16 protein-coding genes are annotated in these 17,724 nt (G+C 61.5%); 12 read left to right on the forward strand and 4 right to left on the reverse strand.

The window, feature by feature from the left end; genetic code table 11:
• Window positions 1-102: 102 nt before the first annotated feature.
• Window positions 103-1,413: an ABC transporter substrate-binding protein gene (locus tag GNF76_RS25700; protein ID WP_155585881.1), complete on the forward strand. Its 1,311-nt coding sequence runs from the start codon at window positions 103-105 to the stop codon at window positions 1,411-1,413.
• Window positions 1,414-1,440: 27 nt separating this feature from the next.
• A complete protein-coding gene (locus GNF76_RS25705) occupies window positions 1,441-2,214 on the forward strand; it encodes an L-iditol 2-dehydrogenase (protein WP_155585882.1) in 774 nt (257 codons plus the stop codon).
• 12 nt (window positions 2,215-2,226) lie between these two features.
• Here GNF76_RS25705 and GNF76_RS25710 read toward each other — a convergent pair whose 3' ends face one another.
• Window positions 2,227-2,919, reverse strand: coding sequence for an NUDIX hydrolase (locus GNF76_RS25710; RefSeq protein WP_155585883.1), 693 nt, complete (start codon window positions 2,917-2,919; stop codon window positions 2,227-2,229).
• 147 nt (window positions 2,920-3,066) lie between these two features.
• Here GNF76_RS25710 and GNF76_RS25715 point away from each other — a divergent pair, with 147 nt between their 5' ends.
• Genes GNF76_RS25715 through nadE form a run of 3 tightly spaced genes read left to right on the forward strand, consistent with a single transcriptional unit; the run spans window position 3,067 to window position 5,771 of the window.
• The gene (locus GNF76_RS25715) at window positions 3,067-3,714 is read left to right on the forward strand and encodes a nicotinamidase (RefSeq protein ID WP_155585884.1); all 648 of its coding nucleotides are present in this window, start codon (window positions 3,067-3,069) and stop codon (window positions 3,712-3,714) included.
• A gap of 10 nt (window positions 3,715-3,724) precedes the next feature.
• Window positions 3,725-4,954 (forward strand): nicotinate phosphoribosyltransferase, encoded by a 1,230-nt coding sequence (gene pncB, locus GNF76_RS25720; RefSeq protein ID WP_155585885.1) that lies wholly within the window; start codon window positions 3,725-3,727, stop codon window positions 4,952-4,954.
• Window position 4,955: 1 nt separating this feature from the next.
• Entirely contained in the window at window positions 4,956-5,771 is an 816-nt protein-coding gene (gene nadE / locus GNF76_RS25725) for an ammonia-dependent NAD(+) synthetase (RefSeq protein WP_155585886.1), read from the forward strand.
• A 135-nt stretch (window positions 5,772-5,906) separates the two neighbouring features.
• Here nadE and GNF76_RS25730 read toward each other — a convergent pair whose 3' ends face one another.
• Window positions 5,907-6,800, reverse strand: coding sequence for a LysR substrate-binding domain-containing protein (locus GNF76_RS25730; RefSeq protein ID WP_155585887.1), 894 nt, complete (start codon window positions 6,798-6,800; stop codon window positions 5,907-5,909).
• 115 nt (window positions 6,801-6,915) lie between these two features.
• Between GNF76_RS25730 and GNF76_RS25735 the strand changes: the two genes are divergently transcribed.
• From GNF76_RS25735 to GNF76_RS25745, 3 genes are read left to right on the forward strand one after another with little or no spacing between them, the layout of a single operon-like run.
• A complete protein-coding gene (locus GNF76_RS25735; protein ID WP_155585888.1) occupies window positions 6,916-7,920 on the forward strand; it encodes an aldo/keto reductase in 1,005 nt (334 codons plus the stop codon).
• Window positions 7,921-7,936: 16 nt separating this feature from the next.
• Window positions 7,937-8,734, forward strand: coding sequence for an SDR family NAD(P)-dependent oxidoreductase (locus GNF76_RS25740; RefSeq protein WP_155585889.1), 798 nt, complete (start codon window positions 7,937-7,939; stop codon window positions 8,732-8,734).
• Between the two features lie 21 nt (window positions 8,735-8,755).
• Window positions 8,756-9,172 (forward strand): SRPBCC family protein, encoded by a 417-nt coding sequence (locus GNF76_RS25745; RefSeq protein ID WP_178123588.1) that lies wholly within the window; start codon window positions 8,756-8,758, stop codon window positions 9,170-9,172.
• A 139-nt stretch (window positions 9,173-9,311) separates the two neighbouring features.
• On the opposite strand, the gene GNF76_RS25750 is transcribed toward GNF76_RS25745, so the two are convergent.
• A complete protein-coding gene (locus GNF76_RS25750; RefSeq protein WP_155585890.1) occupies window positions 9,312-10,706 on the reverse strand; it encodes a sensor histidine kinase in 1,395 nt (464 codons plus the stop codon).
• On the reverse strand, window positions 10,684-11,367 hold the full coding sequence (locus GNF76_RS25755; RefSeq protein ID WP_010564812.1) for a response regulator transcription factor: 684 nt from the start codon (window positions 11,365-11,367) through the stop codon (window positions 10,684-10,686). Before GNF76_RS25755 ends, GNF76_RS25750 begins: the two co-directional genes overlap by 23 nt.
• A 190-nt stretch (window positions 11,368-11,557) precedes the next feature.
• Here GNF76_RS25755 and GNF76_RS25760 point away from each other — a divergent pair, with 190 nt between their 5' ends.
• The 4 genes from GNF76_RS25760 to GNF76_RS25775 all read left to right on the forward strand — a co-directional run bounded on the left by GNF76_RS25760 (window position 11,558) and on the right by GNF76_RS25775 (window position 17,628).
• Complete coding sequence (locus GNF76_RS25760) at window positions 11,558-11,905, forward strand: hypothetical protein (protein ID WP_155585891.1); 348 nt, start codon at window positions 11,558-11,560, stop codon at window positions 11,903-11,905.
• Between the two features lie 98 nt (window positions 11,906-12,003).
• Window positions 12,004-13,260 (forward strand): TolC family protein, encoded by a 1,257-nt coding sequence (locus GNF76_RS25765; protein ID WP_155585892.1) that lies wholly within the window; start codon window positions 12,004-12,006, stop codon window positions 13,258-13,260.
• Window positions 13,253-14,503, forward strand: coding sequence for an efflux RND transporter periplasmic adaptor subunit (locus GNF76_RS25770; protein ID WP_155585893.1), 1,251 nt, complete (start codon window positions 13,253-13,255; stop codon window positions 14,501-14,503). The genes GNF76_RS25765 and GNF76_RS25770 overlap by 8 nt, the downstream gene beginning before the upstream one ends.
• On the forward strand, window positions 14,500-17,628 hold the full coding sequence (locus tag GNF76_RS25775) for an efflux RND transporter permease subunit (RefSeq protein ID WP_155585894.1): 3,129 nt from the start codon (window positions 14,500-14,502) through the stop codon (window positions 17,626-17,628). The genes GNF76_RS25770 and GNF76_RS25775 overlap by 4 nt, the downstream gene beginning before the upstream one ends.
• Window positions 17,629-17,724: the final 96 nt, after the last annotated feature.

Consider the following 17,724-nt stretch of genomic DNA (forward strand, 5'->3'; position numbering starts at 1 on the left):
GTCCGTCACGCGTTTGTCCGACCCCTTCCAAGCTGCTGTAATCGAGTCGTCAAAAACAAAAATAATAGCTCCCGTCGTCTACGGCACGGGGCGGAGGGCAGCATGATCAATACCCCGAAAGCGCTTTTGCTGATCACAGGCCTGTCAGTGGTCATCGCCGGCCACGCAGCAGACACCGTCACCATCGCCACGGTCAACAACAGCGACATGATCCGCATGCAGCGGCTCTCCAAGGTGTTCGAACAGCAGCATCCCGAGGTAAAGCTCAACTGGGTGGTGCTGGAAGAGAACGTCCTGCGCCAACGCCTGACCACCGACATCGCGACCCAGGGCGGTCAGTTCGATGTGCTGACCATTGGCACTTATGAAACCCCGCTATGGGCCGCCAAGCACTGGCTGGAGCCGCTGACCCAATTGCCTCCCGAGTACGACGTTGACGATATCTTCCCCTCGGTGCGCCAGGGGCTGTCGCTCAATAACACGCTCTATGCCTTGCCGTTCTATGGCGAAAGCACGCTCACTTACTACCGCACCGACCTGTTCCAACAGGCGGGCCTGAACATGCCGGAACACCCCACCTGGACCCAGCTCGGCGAGTTCGCCGCCAAACTGCACGCCCCGGCAAAAGACCAGTACGGCATGTGCCTGCGGGGCAAGGCCGGGTGGGGCGAGAACACGGCCTTGCTGAGCACCATGGCCAATGCTTTCGGCGCGCGCTGGTTCGACGAACAATGGACACCGCAGCTCACCAGCCCTGAGTGGGCGGCGGCGGCGAATTTCTACGTCGATACCCTCAAGAAGTACGGTCCGCCCGGCGTATCGAGCAACGGTTTCAACGAAACCCTGGCGCTGTTCAACAGCGGCAAGTGTGCGATCTGGGTGGATGCCAGCGTTGCCGGCTCCTTCACCACCGACACCAGCCAAAGCAAGGTGGCCGACCGCGTGGGCTTTGTCGCAGCACCCACCGAAGTCACCGACAAGGGTTCGTCCTGGCTGTACGCATGGTCCTTGGCGATACCCGCGACTTCCAAGCATAAGGACGCGGCCAAGGCCTTTATCACCTGGGCCACGTCCAAGGACTACATCCAGTTGGTGGCGGACAAGGAGGGCATCACCAACGTACCGCCGGGCACCCGCCAGTCCACTTACAACGAGGCGTACTTGAAGGCTGCACCGTTTGCCAACGTCACCTTGCAGATGATGCAGCATGCCGACCCGGCGCATCCCTCCGCGCAGCCGGTGCCGTACGTGGGCATCCAGTACGTGACCATTCCCGAGTTCCAGGCCATTGGCACCTCCGTGGGCAAGTTGTTCTCGGCCGCGCTCACCGGCGGGATGAGCGTCGACCAGGCGCTGGCCCAGGCGCAGTCCACCACCGAGCGCGAGATGAAACGCGCCGGATATCCGAAGTAATCACTTTTCAAGACGGATGAATATTCAATGAAACGACTGGACGGTAAAAGCGCACTGATCACTGGGTCCGCCCGTGGCATCGGCCGAACCTTTGCCCAGGCCTACATCGCCGAGGGCGCGACCGTAGCCATTGCCGACATCAACCTGCAGCGTGCCCAGACCACGGCGGCGGAGCTGGGCCCGATGGCTTACGCGGTAGAGATGGACGTGACTGACCAAGCCTCCATCGACGCTGCGATTGCGGCAGTGGTGGCCCAGGCCGGCAAGCTCGACATCCTGGTCAACAACGCCGCGCTGTTCGACCTGGCACCTATCGTCGACATCACCCGGGAAAGCTTCGACCGCCTGTTTTCCATCAACGTCGCCGGCACGCTGTTCACCCTGCAGTCCGCCGCGCGGCAGATGATCCAACAGGGCCACGGCGGCAAGATCATCAACATGGCCAGCCAGGCCGGGCGCCGGGGTGAGGCGCTGGTGGCGGTGTACTGCGCGAGCAAGGCGGCGGTGATCAGCCTGACCCAATCCGCCGGGCTGAACCTGATCAAGCAGGGGATCAATGTGAACGCCATCGCCCCCGGCGTGGTGGATGGTGAACATTGGGACGGGGTGGATGCGCTGTTCGCCAGGCATGAAGGTTTACCGTTGGGCGAGAAGAAAAAGCGCGTAGGCGCCGAGGTGCCGTTTGGGCGGATGGGCACGGCGGAAGACCTCACCGGCATGGCGATTTTCCTTGCCTCCCAGGACGCTGATTACGTGGTGGCGCAGACCTATAACGTGGACGGTGGAAACTGGATGAGCTGAGTCAGCGCCCACTCATTCGGAAAAGCTGCGATCAAAGAAATAAACCTCCCCAGGCTTCAGGTTCTCCACCGTTGCCTGGGGCCTGCCTCCGTCGCCCTGCTTCTTGCGCCCCGTTTCCCGCAAATACCCCGCCTCAGTCAATTTCAGCAAGCGCTGACGGATGCTGGTCTTGAGCACTGGCCGTGCCAGCACCAGCGAGAAAATCGTGGTGGCTTCCGGCGCACTGAATTCACGCCCCAAAAACAGCAGCGGCACATTGCTGTACAGCGACTTGGAAAACAGCCGCTCCAGTACCGCGGCGACGATGACGTTGTGATCGAAGGGCAGCTTGATGCTGCCATCGGCCACGGCCTTGAGGGAGAACCAGGCCTGATGTGCGCCCAGCGGCCATTCTTGATCAACAATCGCCAGGTAGTAGGTGGATGACGACCAGCAGCGTGGGTCGCGGAAGGCATCGCCGACGGTGCCCACTTGCTCGCTCCAGGCCAGGGGTAGGCCGACCTTGTCGCTGGCGCGCAAGCGCTCCACCGCATCCTTGAGGCTTAGATCTTGCACGCCGCCGTTCACCACCACCCCCGGCAGCGCCCAATGCCCGACGAAGGGATCGGCTTCACGCTGGTTCAGCAGCAGCTTCAATTCCCCCGAGGCACGGCAATAAAACAGCACGCACAGGTCGACGGTGTGAAGGTAGGCACTAAGGGGCATGTGAGGTCCTTGTAAACGGGATAGGGCACAGTCTAACGGATCAGGCGGATATGTCATGTACTTGACTCAGCATAGATTAATAAATGTTTCTTGCATTGAAAGTACATGACATGTACTTTAATTTCCATGCCAGAGGAGAAATCGAAAATGACCATCTCGAAAAACACCATCGCCTCATTCGACGTCGACCCACAAAAGAGCTTCACGCCCCTGTGCCCCACTGAGTTGCCGGTGGCGGGCGGTGACCAGATTGGCGCCGAGCTCAACTACATGGCCAGCCTCGCCAGCCGCCGGGTCGGCAGCAAGGATGCCCACACTCCGCAGGCGCCCTGGGTGGTCAAGCAACACAGCGAGATGCTGCAACCTACCGGCCTGGCACACGCCGATGTGACGTGGGTCAGCCACTGTGTGCCGGGTACCGAGGGCTTCACCTTGCTCGACGAATTGCCCACGCCCTATGACTACGACTACTTCATCTGGAAAGGCGTCGAGCCCGACCTGCACCCCTACGGCGCCTGCTACCACGACCTGCACGACAAGCTGTCCACTGGCGTCATCGAATACCTGAACGCCCAGGGTATCACCCGTGTACTGGTCGGCGGCCTGGCCCTGGACTACTGCGTCAAGACCACTGCGCTGCAACTGCTCAAGGCCGGCTTTGAAGTGATTCTGCACTTGCCCGCCTGCCGAGGCATCAGCGAGGAGGGTGGAGTGCAGGCCGTCAATGACCTGCTGCAAGCCGGCGCTGCCATCAGCAGCACCCGGGAAGAACTGGCCGCATTGGCCACGCGTTAAGGAGAAGCCCATGGAAAGTGCATTCGACTATGAAAACGGGGTGATTCAGGGCCTGCTGGACACCGACTACTACACCTTCACCATGATGCAGGCTGTACTGCATCAGCACCCCAATGTGGATGTGGAATACCAGTTCATCGTGCGTTCCAGGGAGAAACTCGGGCACCTGATTCCCGAACTGCGCATCGAGCTTGAGAAGCTCGCCGGCCTGCACATGCGCGAAGGTGAGTTGCGCTTTCTGTTCAACAAGCGTTTTCGCGAATACCTGACCCCGGATTTCGAGCAATTCCTTGGCCTGTTCCGTTTCAACCTGCGTTATATCCACGTCAGTGAGGTCGACGGCCAACTGAGCATCCGCGTGATCGGTCCGATGCTGCACTGCATCATGTTCGAACAGCCGGTATTGGCCCTGGTCAGCGAGTTGCGCAACCGCGACAAGTACCCGGACGTGACCCTGGAAGACGTGACTCGCAAGCTCTATCAGAAGTTTGACTGGCTGGAGAAAAACCTCAGTCAGGAGGAGTTGGCCGATCTGCGGGTCTCGGATTTCTCCACTCGGCGCCGGCTGTCGTTCAAGGCCCAGCGCGAAGTGGTCAACATCATGGCCCGCGACTTCCCCGGTACGTTTATCGGCACCAGCAACGCCCACCTGGCCTACGAATTCGACCTGCCGCTGATTGGCACCATGGCCCACCAATGGCTGATGGTGCACCAGCAACTGGGGCGGTTGCGCGAGAGCCAGAATGCGGCGCTGGAAAACTGGGTGCGCGAATACCGTGGGCGCCTGGGGATTGCCTTGACCGATTGCATCAGCACTGACTTCTTCCTCAAGGATTTCGACCTGTACTTCGCCAAGCTGTATGACGGCCTGCGCCAGGATTCCGGTGACCCCATCGTCTGGGCCGACAAGGTCCTGGCCCGCTACAAGGCACTGGGCATCGACCCGATGACCAAGGACCTGATGTTCTCCGACGGCCTGAACTTCGAGAAATGCTTGCCAATCCTGCGGCACGTGCGTGGCAAGGCCAAGTTCGGGTTCGGCATGGGCACCAGCCTGGCGTGTGATGTCGAGGGTGTGGAGCCGTTGAGCATCGTCATGAAGCTGGTGCGGGTGCATGGCGAACCGGTGGTGAAATTCTCCGATGACCCGATCAAGAACGTCTGTGAAGACGCCTCGTTTTTGCAGTACGCGGCGCAGGTGTTCAATGTCGGCAACGTCAATCCGAAACTGGGGGTGTGACATGGGAACTCAGGCACGTATTGCCCGGGAACTGAATATCAACCGGATGTTGGTCAACGGGGGCGAGGCCCAAGAGCTGCAACGGCGCATCGACTTCATCAAGCACACCTTGCGCCAGTCAGGCTGCCAGGCCCTGGTGCTGGGGATCAGCGGCGGTGTTGATTCACTGACAGCCGGGCGCTTGTGCCAACGGGCGGTGGAGCAGTTGCGCAACGAAGACTACGACGCCTGTTTTATCGCCATGCGCCTGCCTTACAAGACCCAGGCCGATGAGCGCGATGCCCAGGCGTCACTGGACTTTATCGCGCCGGACGTGATTGAAACCCTGAACATCGCGGCCTGTGTCGATGGGCTGATGGGCAACCTGGCTGCCGCCAATGCCAGCGCCGAACATATCGACTTTATCAAGGGCAACGTCAAGGCCCGGGCGCGGATGATGGCGCAGTATGCGGTGGCCAATTTGCACAATGGGCTGGTGGTTGGGACTGATCATGGTGCTGAGGCGTTGATGGGTTTTTTTACCAAGTTTGGTGATGGTGCTTGTGATCTGGCGCCGTTGTCGGGGCTGACTAAAACTCAGGTTCGGTTGCTGGCGGCGGCGCTCGGAGGGCCTGAGCATCTGGTGGCCAAGCCACCGACGGCTGATCTTGAAGAACTGGCGCCAGGCAAGCTGGATGAGCTGGCGTATGGGTGCAGTTATGACGAGATTGATGCATACCTGATGGGTGAGGCGGTGAGTGAGCGGGTGAGGGGGATTGTTGAAAGTGCCTACCTGAAGACGGCCCACAAGCGAGCGTTGCCCTTCACTCCGACTTGAAGTGATACAGACCTGGCAATGAGGTCAAATGTGGGAGCGGGCTTGCCTGCGATAGCGGTTTTCCAGTCAAGGTTTCTGGTGGCTGATACACCGCCATCGCAGGCAAGCCAGCTCCCACATTGGATTGATATTGGTTTATAGACCGTGTCCAGGACCCGTCAACACCTGCCTGAACGTCTCCACCAACGGCCTTAAATTGATCCGATGCCACGCTGCCCACAACGGCGTGGTGTAGGTCAACCAAGGCAGTTCCCGCAAAACCACCCCCGGCGGTGCGTTCCGACTCAACCCCTTCTGCACCATCGCCACTCCCAACCCCGACGCTACCAACCCCAACGCGGTAAACGGCTCACTCGCCTCCATCGGCATCTGCGGTGTGAAGCCGGCGCGGATGCAGGCGGCGACGAAATCGTCAGCGGTCCCGGGTTTACGCTGTACGCCAATCCATTGCTGGTCGGCCAGGTGTTCCGGCAGCAGTTCGGCCTGGCTGGCCAAAGGGTGATGTTCCGGCAAGGCCAGCAGCATCGGGTCATCGAGCACCTGGAAGGACAGCAAGTCCGGATCGTCGGCCGCTGGCGGCTCACCGACCAGGGCGATATCCAGGCTGCGTTGACGCAGGCCTTCCAGTTGCTCGCCGGAGGGCAGGTTGTACAACGCGATATGTACGTTAGGCCGTGCTTCACGCAGTACTTTCAAGGCATTGGGCAGTACGCCTGCATGCATGGCGTTTTCGATGTAGCCAATGCACAAGCCACCTTCTTCACCCCGACCCAACCGACGACCCAGAGATTCCAGCCGGTTGGCGTGGGTCAGCAGCGCCTTGGTCTCGGCGAGAAAAGTCTGGCCATCCCGTGTCAGGCGAATGCGTTGCTGGCTACGCTCGAACAGGGTCAGGCCCAGGCGCTCTTCCAGCTGGGCAATCTGCCGGCTCAACGGCGACTGAGAGATGTGCAACCGTTCGGCGGCGCGGCCCACGTGTTCTTCTTCAGCGACTACAACGAAGTAGCGCAATTGGCGGAAATCGATCATGTAAGACCTAAAGGGACTCAAGTTGGTCGCAGTATGTCTTGGACGGTCCGATCTTCGCAATCTAGGATCTGCTCAACGGTCACACAACGACCTTGAACCTTTTGAGGATCCAACCATGAGTTTGAAAGACAAACTGCCTGGCGTGCTGGGTTTTGGTACCGCCCCGTTGGGCAACATGTTCCGCGCCATTCCCGAGGAAGAGGCCCAGGCCACCGTCGAGGCTGCCTGGAACCAGGGCGTGCGTTATTTCGACACCGCACCGTTCTACGGTTCCGGCCTGTCGGAACTGCGCTTGGGCCACGCCCTGTCGAAGTACAACCGTGATGACTACGTGCTCAGCACCAAGGTCGGTCGGCTGATTCTCGACGAAGTGGAAGACAGCGCCCGGGACCTGGGTGAGAAAAGCGGCGTGTTCGAACACGGCCGCCCCAACAAAATGCTCAATGACTACAGTGCCGATGCGACCTTGCGCTCCATCGAAGACAGCCTAAAGCGCCTGCAAACCGACCGTCTGGACATCGTCTGGGTCCACGACATCGCCCAGGACTTCTACGGCGACCAATGGCTGGAGTACTTCAACCAGGCCCGTACCGGCGCATTCAAAGTGCTGACCCGGCTGCGTGAAGAAGGTGTCATCAAGGCCTGGGGCCTTGGGGTCAACCGTGTTGAGCCCTGCGAACTGACCCTGGACTTGACCGAAGCCCGGCCCGACGGCTTCCTGCTGGCGGGTCGCTACACGTTGCTGGACCATGAACGCGCCCTGCAACGCCTGATGGATGCAGCACTGGCCCAGAACGTCGAGATCGTGGTCGGTGGCCCCTACAGCTCAGGGATCCTGGCCGGTGGTGCGCACTTCGAATACCAGAAAGCCAGCCCGGCGATCATCAGCAAAGTCGAGCAGATCAAGGCTATCGCCCAGGCTCACGGCGTGGATGTGAAAGCGGCCGCGCTGCAATTCTCCCTGGCCCATCCGGCCGTGGCCGCAGTGATTCCGGGTGCCAGTCGTCCGGGACGTATTGCCGAAGACGTCGTGGCGTTGTCAGTCAAGATTCCAGCCGCCTTTTGGCAGGCCCTGCGTGACGCCCGATTGATTTCGGCGCGTGCGCCATTGCCCCTCTAATCACAGGCGTTCAATCATGAAAATCGATGTAAGCGGCAAGTTGGCAATTGTCAGTGGCAGTACCGCCGGAATCGGCCTGGGCATCAGCCAGGCCCTGGCTGAATCCGGTGCCACGGTGGTGGTGATCGGGCGTGAATCGAGCAAGGTCGATGCGGCCCTGGCGAGTATTCGCCAGGCGGTCCCCGGTGCCCAACTGCGTGGATTGGTCGCTGACCTGGGTACTGCCGAAGGTGCAGCAACGCTGTTCGCCGCCGAACCGCGGGCGGACATCCTGGTGAACAACCTGGGAATCTTCAACGACGTGGATTTCTTCGACGCCCCGGACAGCGAGTGGACGCGCTTCTATGAAGTCAACGTGATCTCCGGCGTGCGCCTGGCGCGGCATTATGTGCCGGGCATGGTCAAGCAGGGCTGGGGCCGGGTGATTTTCCTGTCTTCGGAGTCCGGTGTGGCGACGCCGGCGGACATGATCAACTACGGCGTCACCAAAAGCGCCAACCTGGCGGTGTCTCACGGTTTGGCCAAGCGTCTGGCGGGCACGGGTGTGACGGTGAATGCGATCCTGCCGGGGCCGACCTTTACCGACGGCCTGGAAGAGATGCTCAAGGACGCCACGGCGAAATCCGGGCGCAGTGCGCGGGAGGAGGCTGATGTGTTTGTGCGTGAGGCCCGGCCGACCTCGATCATTCAACGTGCGGCGAATGTGGATGAAGTGGCGAATCTGGTGGCGTACATTGCTTCACCGCTGTCTTCGGCCACCACCGGCGCAGCTTTGCGGGTTGACGGCGGCGTCGTCGACAGCCTGGCGATTTAACTATTTTTTTGGAGTCTTATCGTGGCAAAAGCATCTGCGGTTATTGAAATTTCGGCGTCGGCCGAACAGGTCTGGCAATTGGTCGGTGGCTTTAATTCGCTGCCGGATTGGCTGCCCTTTATCGCCAAGAGCGAGCCCAGCGACGGCGGTCGTGTGCGTCACCTGCAAACCGCTGACGGTGGCGTGGTGGTTGAGCGTCTGCAGACCTTTGATGAAGCGGCGCGTACCTACAGCTACTCCATCAGTGAGTCGCCGTTTCCGGTGAGCGAGTACCTGGCGACCCTGAAGGTTGAGGCGTTGACCGACAGCACGGCGAAAGTAACGTGGTCCGGAGTGTTCACGCCGGTGGCCGGTGTGACGGACGTGGCGGTGGAGGAATTGTTCACGGGTGTGTACAGCGGTGGGCTTGAGGCGTTGCGCGGCAACTTCCGGGCTTAAGCACACCGATACCTAATGTGGGAGCTCTCGAGCCCCAGCGAGGCAGCGATGGGATCGGTGCGGTCTGACAGCCACACCGCGTTGACCCCATCGCTGCCTCGCTGGGGCTCGAGAGCACCCACAAGGGTTTGGGCTGTATTCAGGCTTCCGGCATCAACTGCTGCCGGCACTCCAGCACCAGCCGCGCACCGCCCAGCTCGCTGGTGCCCACTTCCAGCTTGAAACCGTGCAGGTTGATGATCGCCGCGACAATCGACAATCCCAATCCAAACCCGCCGTGTTGGTTGCCTTCTTCCGCTCGATAGAAGCGCTGGAACACAGAATCCCGCTCCGCCACCGGAATGCCGGGCCCCGAATCCAGGACTTCAATCCGTGTACTGCCGGCATCGTTGACCGCCCGCAGAATCACCGAGCCGCCCGGTGGGGTGAATTTGATCGAGTTGCTCAGCAGGTTGGCCAGGGCTTCGAACAGCAAGGCCCGGTCACCGGTAATCCACGGTAGCGACTCCGGGGTTTCCAGCAGCAGCTGCATTTCGCCTTCTTCCGCCAGGGGCAGGTAGAAGTCGTGCAGTTCGCGCAGCAAGGGCAGGGGATCGAGCACCAGGAAACCGGAGCGGCGTTGGTGATCTTCCAACTCGGAAATCCGCAGCAAGCCGCGAAAGCGCGCCATCAGCGTATCGGTCTCACTGATCACTTCATCCAGTTGCAGCGCGTGAGGCGAGTCTTCATCGGCCTGCTGCTTGATCCGGTACAACTGCGCCCGCAGGCGGGTCAACGGGGTGCGCAGGTCGTGGGCAATGTTGTCGCACACGCCCTTGACCTCGTTCATCAGTTTCTCGATACGATCGAGCATGGCGTTGACGATCGCCGCCAGCATGTCCAGCTCATCACGCCGATTGGACAGCGGCAGGCGATGGGTCAGGTCGCCGGCGACGATGGCCTCGGCGCTGGCCTGGATTCCGCGAATCCGGCGCAGTGGTCGCCGGCGCAACAGATGCCAGCCGGCGGCACCGGGGATGATGGTCAGGGAAATCGCCCATAACAAGGCATGCAGGATGATCCGGGTCACGCCGAACAGCGAGCCGTTTTCCCGCACCAGGATCAGCCAGCGGCCGTCGCCGGTATGGGTGGCCACGGCATCACAACTGTCTCGGGGCAGTTTCGGGTCGTCGGAGTCGATGCAGTTGGCGAGGGCATGGATGTGCCCGTCCAGAGGCAGGTCCGGAGGCACCACACGGATGGGACCACTCAGGGGATTGAACTGCTCGTCGAACAGGCCGTAGGCGTCTACGCCTTTCATGTCGAAGGTCATGCTGGTGGTCAGCGCTTCCACCAGCTCTTCGCCATCGAAGCGTTGGAACAGGTGTTGACGCTGCATCAGGGAGTGGCGCGACAGATCACTCAGGTAACCCGACACCTCGTAATACAGCACCCCCATGAGGATGCAGCTCCAGGCCACGAACAACGAACTGTACAGCGCCAGCAAGCGGCTGCTGGAAGAGCGCCAGCCTTTAGAGGGGTTCAGCAATGACATAACCCGAACCTCGTACCGTACGGATCAGCGGCGTGAGGCCCGGTGGATCGATTTTCTTGCGCAGGCGACCGATGTGCACGTCGATCAGGTTGGTGCCCGGGTCGAAGTGATAACCCCAGACTTCCTCGAAGATCATCATCCGCGACAGGATCTGCCCGGTGTTGCGCATCAGGAATTCCAGCAGTTTGTATTCGGTGGGCAACAGGCTCAGGGGCTGATCGGCGCGGCTGGCTTCGCGGCTGATCAGGTTCAGCTCCAGGTCGGCCACTCGCAGCGCGGTTTCGAATTCCTTGACCGTGCTTTTGCGTCGCAACAGCACCTCGACCCGCGCCGCCATTTCATCGGAGGCGAAGGGTTTGGTCAGGTAATCATCGCCCCCGGCCCGCAGGCCGCGCACCCGTTCGTCGACATCGGAGAGGGCGCTGATCATCAGGATCGGCGTCGACACACCGATGGTGCGCAGGGTAGTGACGATGGCCAGGCCATCCAGTTCGGGGAGCATCCGATCGAGGGTGATCAGGTCGTAATCGCCACTGACAGCGCGGACCAGGCCTTCGCGGCCGTTGTCCACCCAATCGACGTCCAGTCCATGACTACTCAGTTCAGCGACGATCTCGCGGGCCGTTACGGCGTCGTCTTCGATGGTCAAAATGCGGGTCATAAGGAGTACCTGGTGAGCAATTCACACTGAAGTAGGGGCATTTTGCCAAGAAATGATAGCCAGCTTCCTAAAAAAATATTCATGTAGGTGCAAATGACACCATAAACCTGTTCTCCAGGCTTTTCTGGAGGGGGGCATTCTGCGCTTTGTTAATTGTCGCTTAACCGTCCTTTAGCTAGACTCCGGCCCCATGAGCCGCTATCTGCGTTTATTCCTGGTCCTGTTGTTGAGTCTCGCGCTTCCCCTGACCGGGATGGCGGGCGTGCCGTCGAGCACCGAACCGTGCCCGATGCAGATGCCCGATATGCCGATGATGAGCGACATGTCCCCGGACTGCTGCCAGGACGGTGCGGCCCCGGCCGATCACAGCAAGTCCTGCAAACCCGGCCAGGAATGCAAGACCGGCGGCATGCTGCAACTGTCGATGCCGGTGCTCAAGGCCCCGGTGATGTACGCCAATGCGCTGATCGCCAGCCTCTCCTCTGATTTCATCCCCGACCGCACGCCATCCGGCGTCTGGCGTCCACCTCGCAGCTGATTCCTGTTGCACCGAAAGACTCATCCCGCTGAGCCGGGATGGCCTTGCTGTGGGCCGTATTAAGCGACACACAGTGGAACAGAACAGGAATCTTCAACATGAATTCCCTATGTGCGCGCATTGGGCGGCCTTTGGCGGTTGCCCTGGCGAGCGTGCTGGTGTGGCCGGCACTGGCGTCGGCGCTGACCCTGGATGAAGCCCTGCGCCTGGCGCAGAACAACGCACCCTCGCTGACCGCCGAGTCGGCCAAGCTGCAAGCGGCGACTCAGGCGGCGATCCCTGCAGGTGAGCTGCCCGACCCGAAACTGGTGCTGGGTTTGCAAAATTTCCCGGTGGGCGGGCCCAATCGCGGGACCCTCTACGGCGATTTCATGACCATGCAAATGGTCGGTATCCAACAACAAGTGCCCAGCCGTGACAAGCGCAAGGCCCGGGTTGAATTGGCCGAGGCCTCGGTAGAGAGGGCCGCGGCCGAAGGGCGGATCGAACGCCTGAACGTGCGCCAGGCCACGGCCCAGGCGTGGATCCGCGCCTATGCGGTGGAGCGCAAAAACGCCTTGTTCAAGGACTTCTACCAGCAGAACCGCCTGCTGCAAGACACCGTGCGGGCGCAACTTGCCGGTGGGCGCGGCCAGCCCTCCGACGCGGTAATCCCCCGGCAGGAAGCTGCTGAACTGGCCGGGCGCGAGGACGAGTTGACTCAACAACGCGCCCAGGCCCGTGCCGCCCTCAAGCGCTGGATCGGCCCCGCCGCCAGCGAAGCCCCCAGCGGGCAGTTGCCCAACTGGTCCCTCGATACCCAAGGCCTGTCCCATAACCTGCATCAGCACCCGGTGCTGCAAGCGTTTGTGCCGCGCACCCGCGAAGCTGAAGCCCGAGTGCGTGAAGCCAAGGCGCAAAAGACCTCGGACTGGAACTGGGAGGTGGATTACCAGCACCGTGGCCGAGAATACGGCGACATGGTCAGCCTGCAACTGACGTTTGATCTGCCGGTCTTCCCGGGCCGTCGGCAAAACCCCGGCATCGCCGCCAAACAGGCCGAACTCGATCAATTGGAAGCCGAACGCGAAGCCACCACCCGTGAACACACCCAGGCGCTGGACGACGACCTGGCCGACTACCAGCGTCTGGACCGCGCCGTGCAGCGTAGCCAGGACAGCCTGGTGCCGTTGGCCGAAGAAAAGGTCGCGCTGAGCCTGGCCGGTTATCGCGCCGGCAAAGGTGACTTGATGAGTGTGGTCAGCGCGCGCCGTGAGCTGGTGCAAGCGCGTTTCAAACAGATCGACGCTCTGGAGCAACGGGCACTGACCGGTGCACAGCTGTATTTCGCGTATGGGGAACCTGCCAATGAATAATCGAATCGCCAACGTCGCCGTGCTGGGCGGCATCTTGCTGCTGGGCCTGGGCGGAGGCTACTGGCTGGCGGACATGCGTGCGGCGCAACCGGCAGCCGTTGCACCGACCCCGGAAAAAAAGGCGCTGTACTGGTACGACCCGATGTACCCGCAACAGAAATTCGACAAGCCAGGCAAGTCACCCTTCATGGACATGCAACTGGTGCCGCGTTACGCCGAGGCTGACCAGACGCCGGACAGCGCGGCCCTGCGCATCGACCCGAGCCTGACCCAGAACATCGGCATGCGCCTGACCCCTGTTACCCGGGGTGTGTTGGCGTCCAGCCTGGAACTGCCTGCCACTCTGGCATTCAACGATCGCGACGTGGCGGTGGTGCAGGCGCGTGCGGCGGGGTTTGTCGAGCGGGTGTATGCCCGTGCGCCCGGCGATGTGCTCAAGGCCAATGCGCCATTGGCGGACATTCTGGTGCCGGAATGGGCGGCGGCCCAGGAAGAGTTCCTGGCCTTGCGCCGCAGCAATGATGCCGGTTTGTTGGCCGCAGCCCGCCAGCGCTTGCGCCTGAGCGGCATGCCCAGCGGGTTGATCACGCAGATGGAGCGCAGCGGCCAGGTGCAATCGGTCATGACCATCACCAGCCCATTGGGCGGTGCGCTGCAAACCCTTGATGTGCGTGAGGGCATGACCGTCGCGGCAGGCCAAACCCTGGCGCGGGTCAACGGTCTGGGCACCGTGTGGCTGCAGGTGGCGGTGCCGGAAGCGCAAGGTGCAGCCCTGGCGGTTGGGCAAGTGGTGGAGAGCCGCTTTGTGGGCTTGCCGGGCCGCACGTTCAGCGGCACCGTCAGCGCGGTTCTGCCGCAGACCGCCCTGGACAGCCGTACCGTACAGGTCCGCGTCGAGTTGCCTAACCCTGATGGCGCCTTGCGTCCGGGCATGACCGCCCAGGTACGCCTGACGCAATCCAGCGGCCAATCGGTGCTGTGGCTGCCCAGCGAAGCGTTGATCCGCACCGGCAAGCGGGTGCTGGTGATGGTGGCCGAGGAGGGCGGTCGTTACCGGCCAGTGGAAGTTCAGGTGGGGACGGAAAACCAGGACCAGACAATGATCATCGCCGGGTTGCAGGAAGGCCAACAAGTGGTCGCCTCCGGGCAGTTCCTGTTGGATTCCGAAGCCAGCCTGAAAGGCCTCACCCCTCAATCGCCGGCTGAATCAGCCATGAGCCTGCAACCGGGGGGCCGCCCATGATCGCCTTGCTGATTCGCTGGTCGGTGGCCAACCGTTTCCTGGTCTTGCTGGCGACGCTGTTCGTCACTGCCTGGGGAATGTGGTCGGTGCAGAACACCCCGGTGGACGCCTTGCCGGACCTGTCGGATGTGCAGGTGATCATCCGCACGCCGTACCCGGGCCAGGCGCCGCAGATTGTCGAAAACCAGGTCACCTACCCGATGACCACCACCATGCTCTCGGTACCGGGGGCCAAGACCGTGCGCGGGTATTCGTTCTTTGGCGACAGCTACGTCTATGTGCTGTTCGACGAGGGCACGGACCTGTACTGGGCGCGCTCCCGGGTGCTGGAATACCTGAGCCAGTTGCAGGCGCGTCTGCCGGCTTCGGCCAAGCCGACGCTGGGCCCGGATGCCACTGGCGTCGGCTGGATTTACCAATACGCGCTGGTGGACCGCACCGGCCAACATGACCTGGCGCAACTGCGCGCGCTGCAGGACTGGTTCCTCAAGTTCGAACTCAAGACCCTGCCCAACGTCGCCGAAGTGGCGACCATCGGCGGCATGGTCAAGCAGTACCAGGTACAACTCGACCCTGTGGCTCTCGCCAGTCGTGGCATCACTCAGGCCGAGGTGAAGGACGCCATCGGCAAGGCCAACCAGGAAACCGGCGGCTCGGTGCTGGAAATGGGCGAGTCCGAATACATGGTCCGCGCCTCCGGTTACCTGAAAAGCCTGGAAGACTTCCGCGCCATCCCGCTACGACTCGACGCCGGCAATGTGCCGGTGACCCTCGGCGAGGTGGCCTCGATTCAGTTGGGGCCACAAATGCGCCGGGGTATCAGCGAGCTGGATGGCGAAGGCGAGGCGGTGGGCGGCGTGGTGATCCTGCGCAACGGCAAGAATGCCCGCGAGGCCATCGCTGCCGTGAAGAACAAGCTGCAAGCGTTGAAAAGCAGCCTGCCGCCTGGCGTGGAGATCGTTCCCACCTACGATCGCAGCCAACTGATCGACCGCGCCGTGGACAACCTCAGTCATAAGCTGCTGGAAGAGTTCCTGGTGGTGGCGCTGGTGTGCGGGATCTTCCTTTGGCACCTGCGCTCGTCCCTGGTGGCGATCATCTCGTTGCCGGTGGGGATCTTGATTGCCTTCATCGTCATGCGATTCCAGGGGATCAACGCCAACATCATGTCCCTGGGCGGGATCGCGATTGCGATTGGCGCGATGGTGGATGCGGCGGTGGTGATGATCGAAAACGCCCACAAGAAAATCGAGGCGTGGCACCAGGCTCATCCGGGGCGTGAGCTCCAGGGCGAAGCGCATTGGAAGGTGGTGACAGACGCGGCGGTGGAAGTCGGGCCGGCGCTGTTTTTCTGCCTGCTGATCATCACGCTGTCGTTTATTCCGGTGTTTACCCTGCAAGCCCAGGAAGGCCGGCTATTCGGGCCCTTGGCGTTTACCAAGACCTACGCCATGGCCGCAGCCGCCGGGTTGTCGGTGACCTTGATTCCGGTGTTGATGGGCTACTGGATTCGCGGACGTATCCCCGATGAGCAGCGCAACCCGCTGAATCGGGGCTTGATCAAACTCTATCAACCGGCCCTCGATGCGGTCCTGCGCTGGCCGCGCATGACCTTGCTGGTAGCGCTGCTGATGGTACTCAGCGCCCTGTGGCCGATGTCCCGCCTGGGTGGTGAGTTCCTGCCGGCGCTGGATGAAGGCGACTTGCTGTACATGCCCTCGGCATTGCCTGGGTTATCGGCGCAAACGGCCGGTGAATTGCTGCAGCGCACCGACCGCTTGATCAAGACCGTACCGGAGGTCGCCCATGTATTCGGCAAGGCCGGTCGCGCGGAAACTGCCACCGATCCGGCACCTCTGGAGATGTTCGAAACCACGATTGAATTCAAGCCCCGCGATCAATGGCGCCCGGGCATGACCCCGGAAAAACTGGTGAAGGAACTGGACCGTGTGGTGCAAGTGCCGGGCCTGACCAACATCTGGATCCCGCCGATCCGCAACCGCATCGACATGCTCGCCACCGGGGTGAAAAGCCCGATCGGGGTGAAAGTCGCCGGCACCAGCCTGATGCAGATCGACGCCGTGACCCAGGCCGTGGAAAAGGTCGCCAAGGGCGTGCCCGGTGTCAGCTCGGCCCTGGCTGAACGGCTGACGGGGGGGCGCTACATCGATGTTGATATTGATCGTCAGGCGGCCGCCCGTTATGGCCTGAACATCGCGGATGTGCAGTCCATTGTCTCGGGTGCCATTGGTGGTGAAGACATCGGTGAAACGGTAGAAGGCCTGGCGCGGTTTCCGATCAGCCTGCGTTACCCCAGGGCGTGGCGGGACTCGGTGGAGGCGTTGAGTAACCTGCCGATCTACACACCGTCGGGCAGTCAGATCACCCTCGGCACGGTGGCCAGGGTCAAGGTTACCGAAGGTCCGCCGATGCTCAAGAGCGAAAACGCGCGGCCTTCCGGTTGGGTCTATATCGATGTGCGTGATCGTGACCTGGCTTCTGTGGTGAAGGATCTGCGTCAGGCCATTAACCAGCAGGTTGCGTTGCAACCGGGCATGAGCCTCAGCTATTCGGGGCAGTTCGAGTTTCTGGAGCGGGCCAATGAGCGGCTGAAATTGGTGGTGCCGGCGACGGTGATGATCATCTTCGTGCTGTTGTACCTGACCTTTCGCCGCTTTGATGAGGCCTTGCTGATCCTGGCTACCTTGCCGTTTGCCCTGACGGGTGGGGTGTGGTTGTTGTATTGGCTGGGTTTCAACCTGTCGGTGGCTACCGGGGTGGGGTTTATTGCGCTGGCCGGGGTGTCTGCCGAGTTTGGTGTGATCATGCTGTTGTATCTGAAAAATGCCTGGGCTGAGCGGCAGGCCAAAGGTGGGCAGGGTGAGCATGAGTTGTTGGCGGCAATTACCGAGGGTGCGGTGTTGCGGGTTCGGCCCAAGGCGATGACCGTGGCGGTGATTATTGCCGGGTTGTTGCCGATTTTGCTGGGCGGGGGGACGGGGAGCGAGGTGATGAGCCGGATTGCGGCGCCGATGATTGGGGGGATGCTGACGGCGCCGTTGTTGTCGTTGTTTGTGATTCCGGCGGCGTATAGGTTGATGCGTCGGTCTCATGTTGTGCGGTGATCTGTTTTTGGGGGCATATCCGTTGTTGTGGTAACGGCGGCTATGGGTTCCGCCCTTACGGCGGGTCACTTTGGAAAAGCCCCAAAGTAACCAAAG

The organism is Pseudomonas spelaei (assembly GCF_009724245.1).
GTDB lineage: Bacteria > Pseudomonadota > Gammaproteobacteria > Pseudomonadales > Pseudomonadaceae > Aquipseudomonas > Aquipseudomonas spelaei.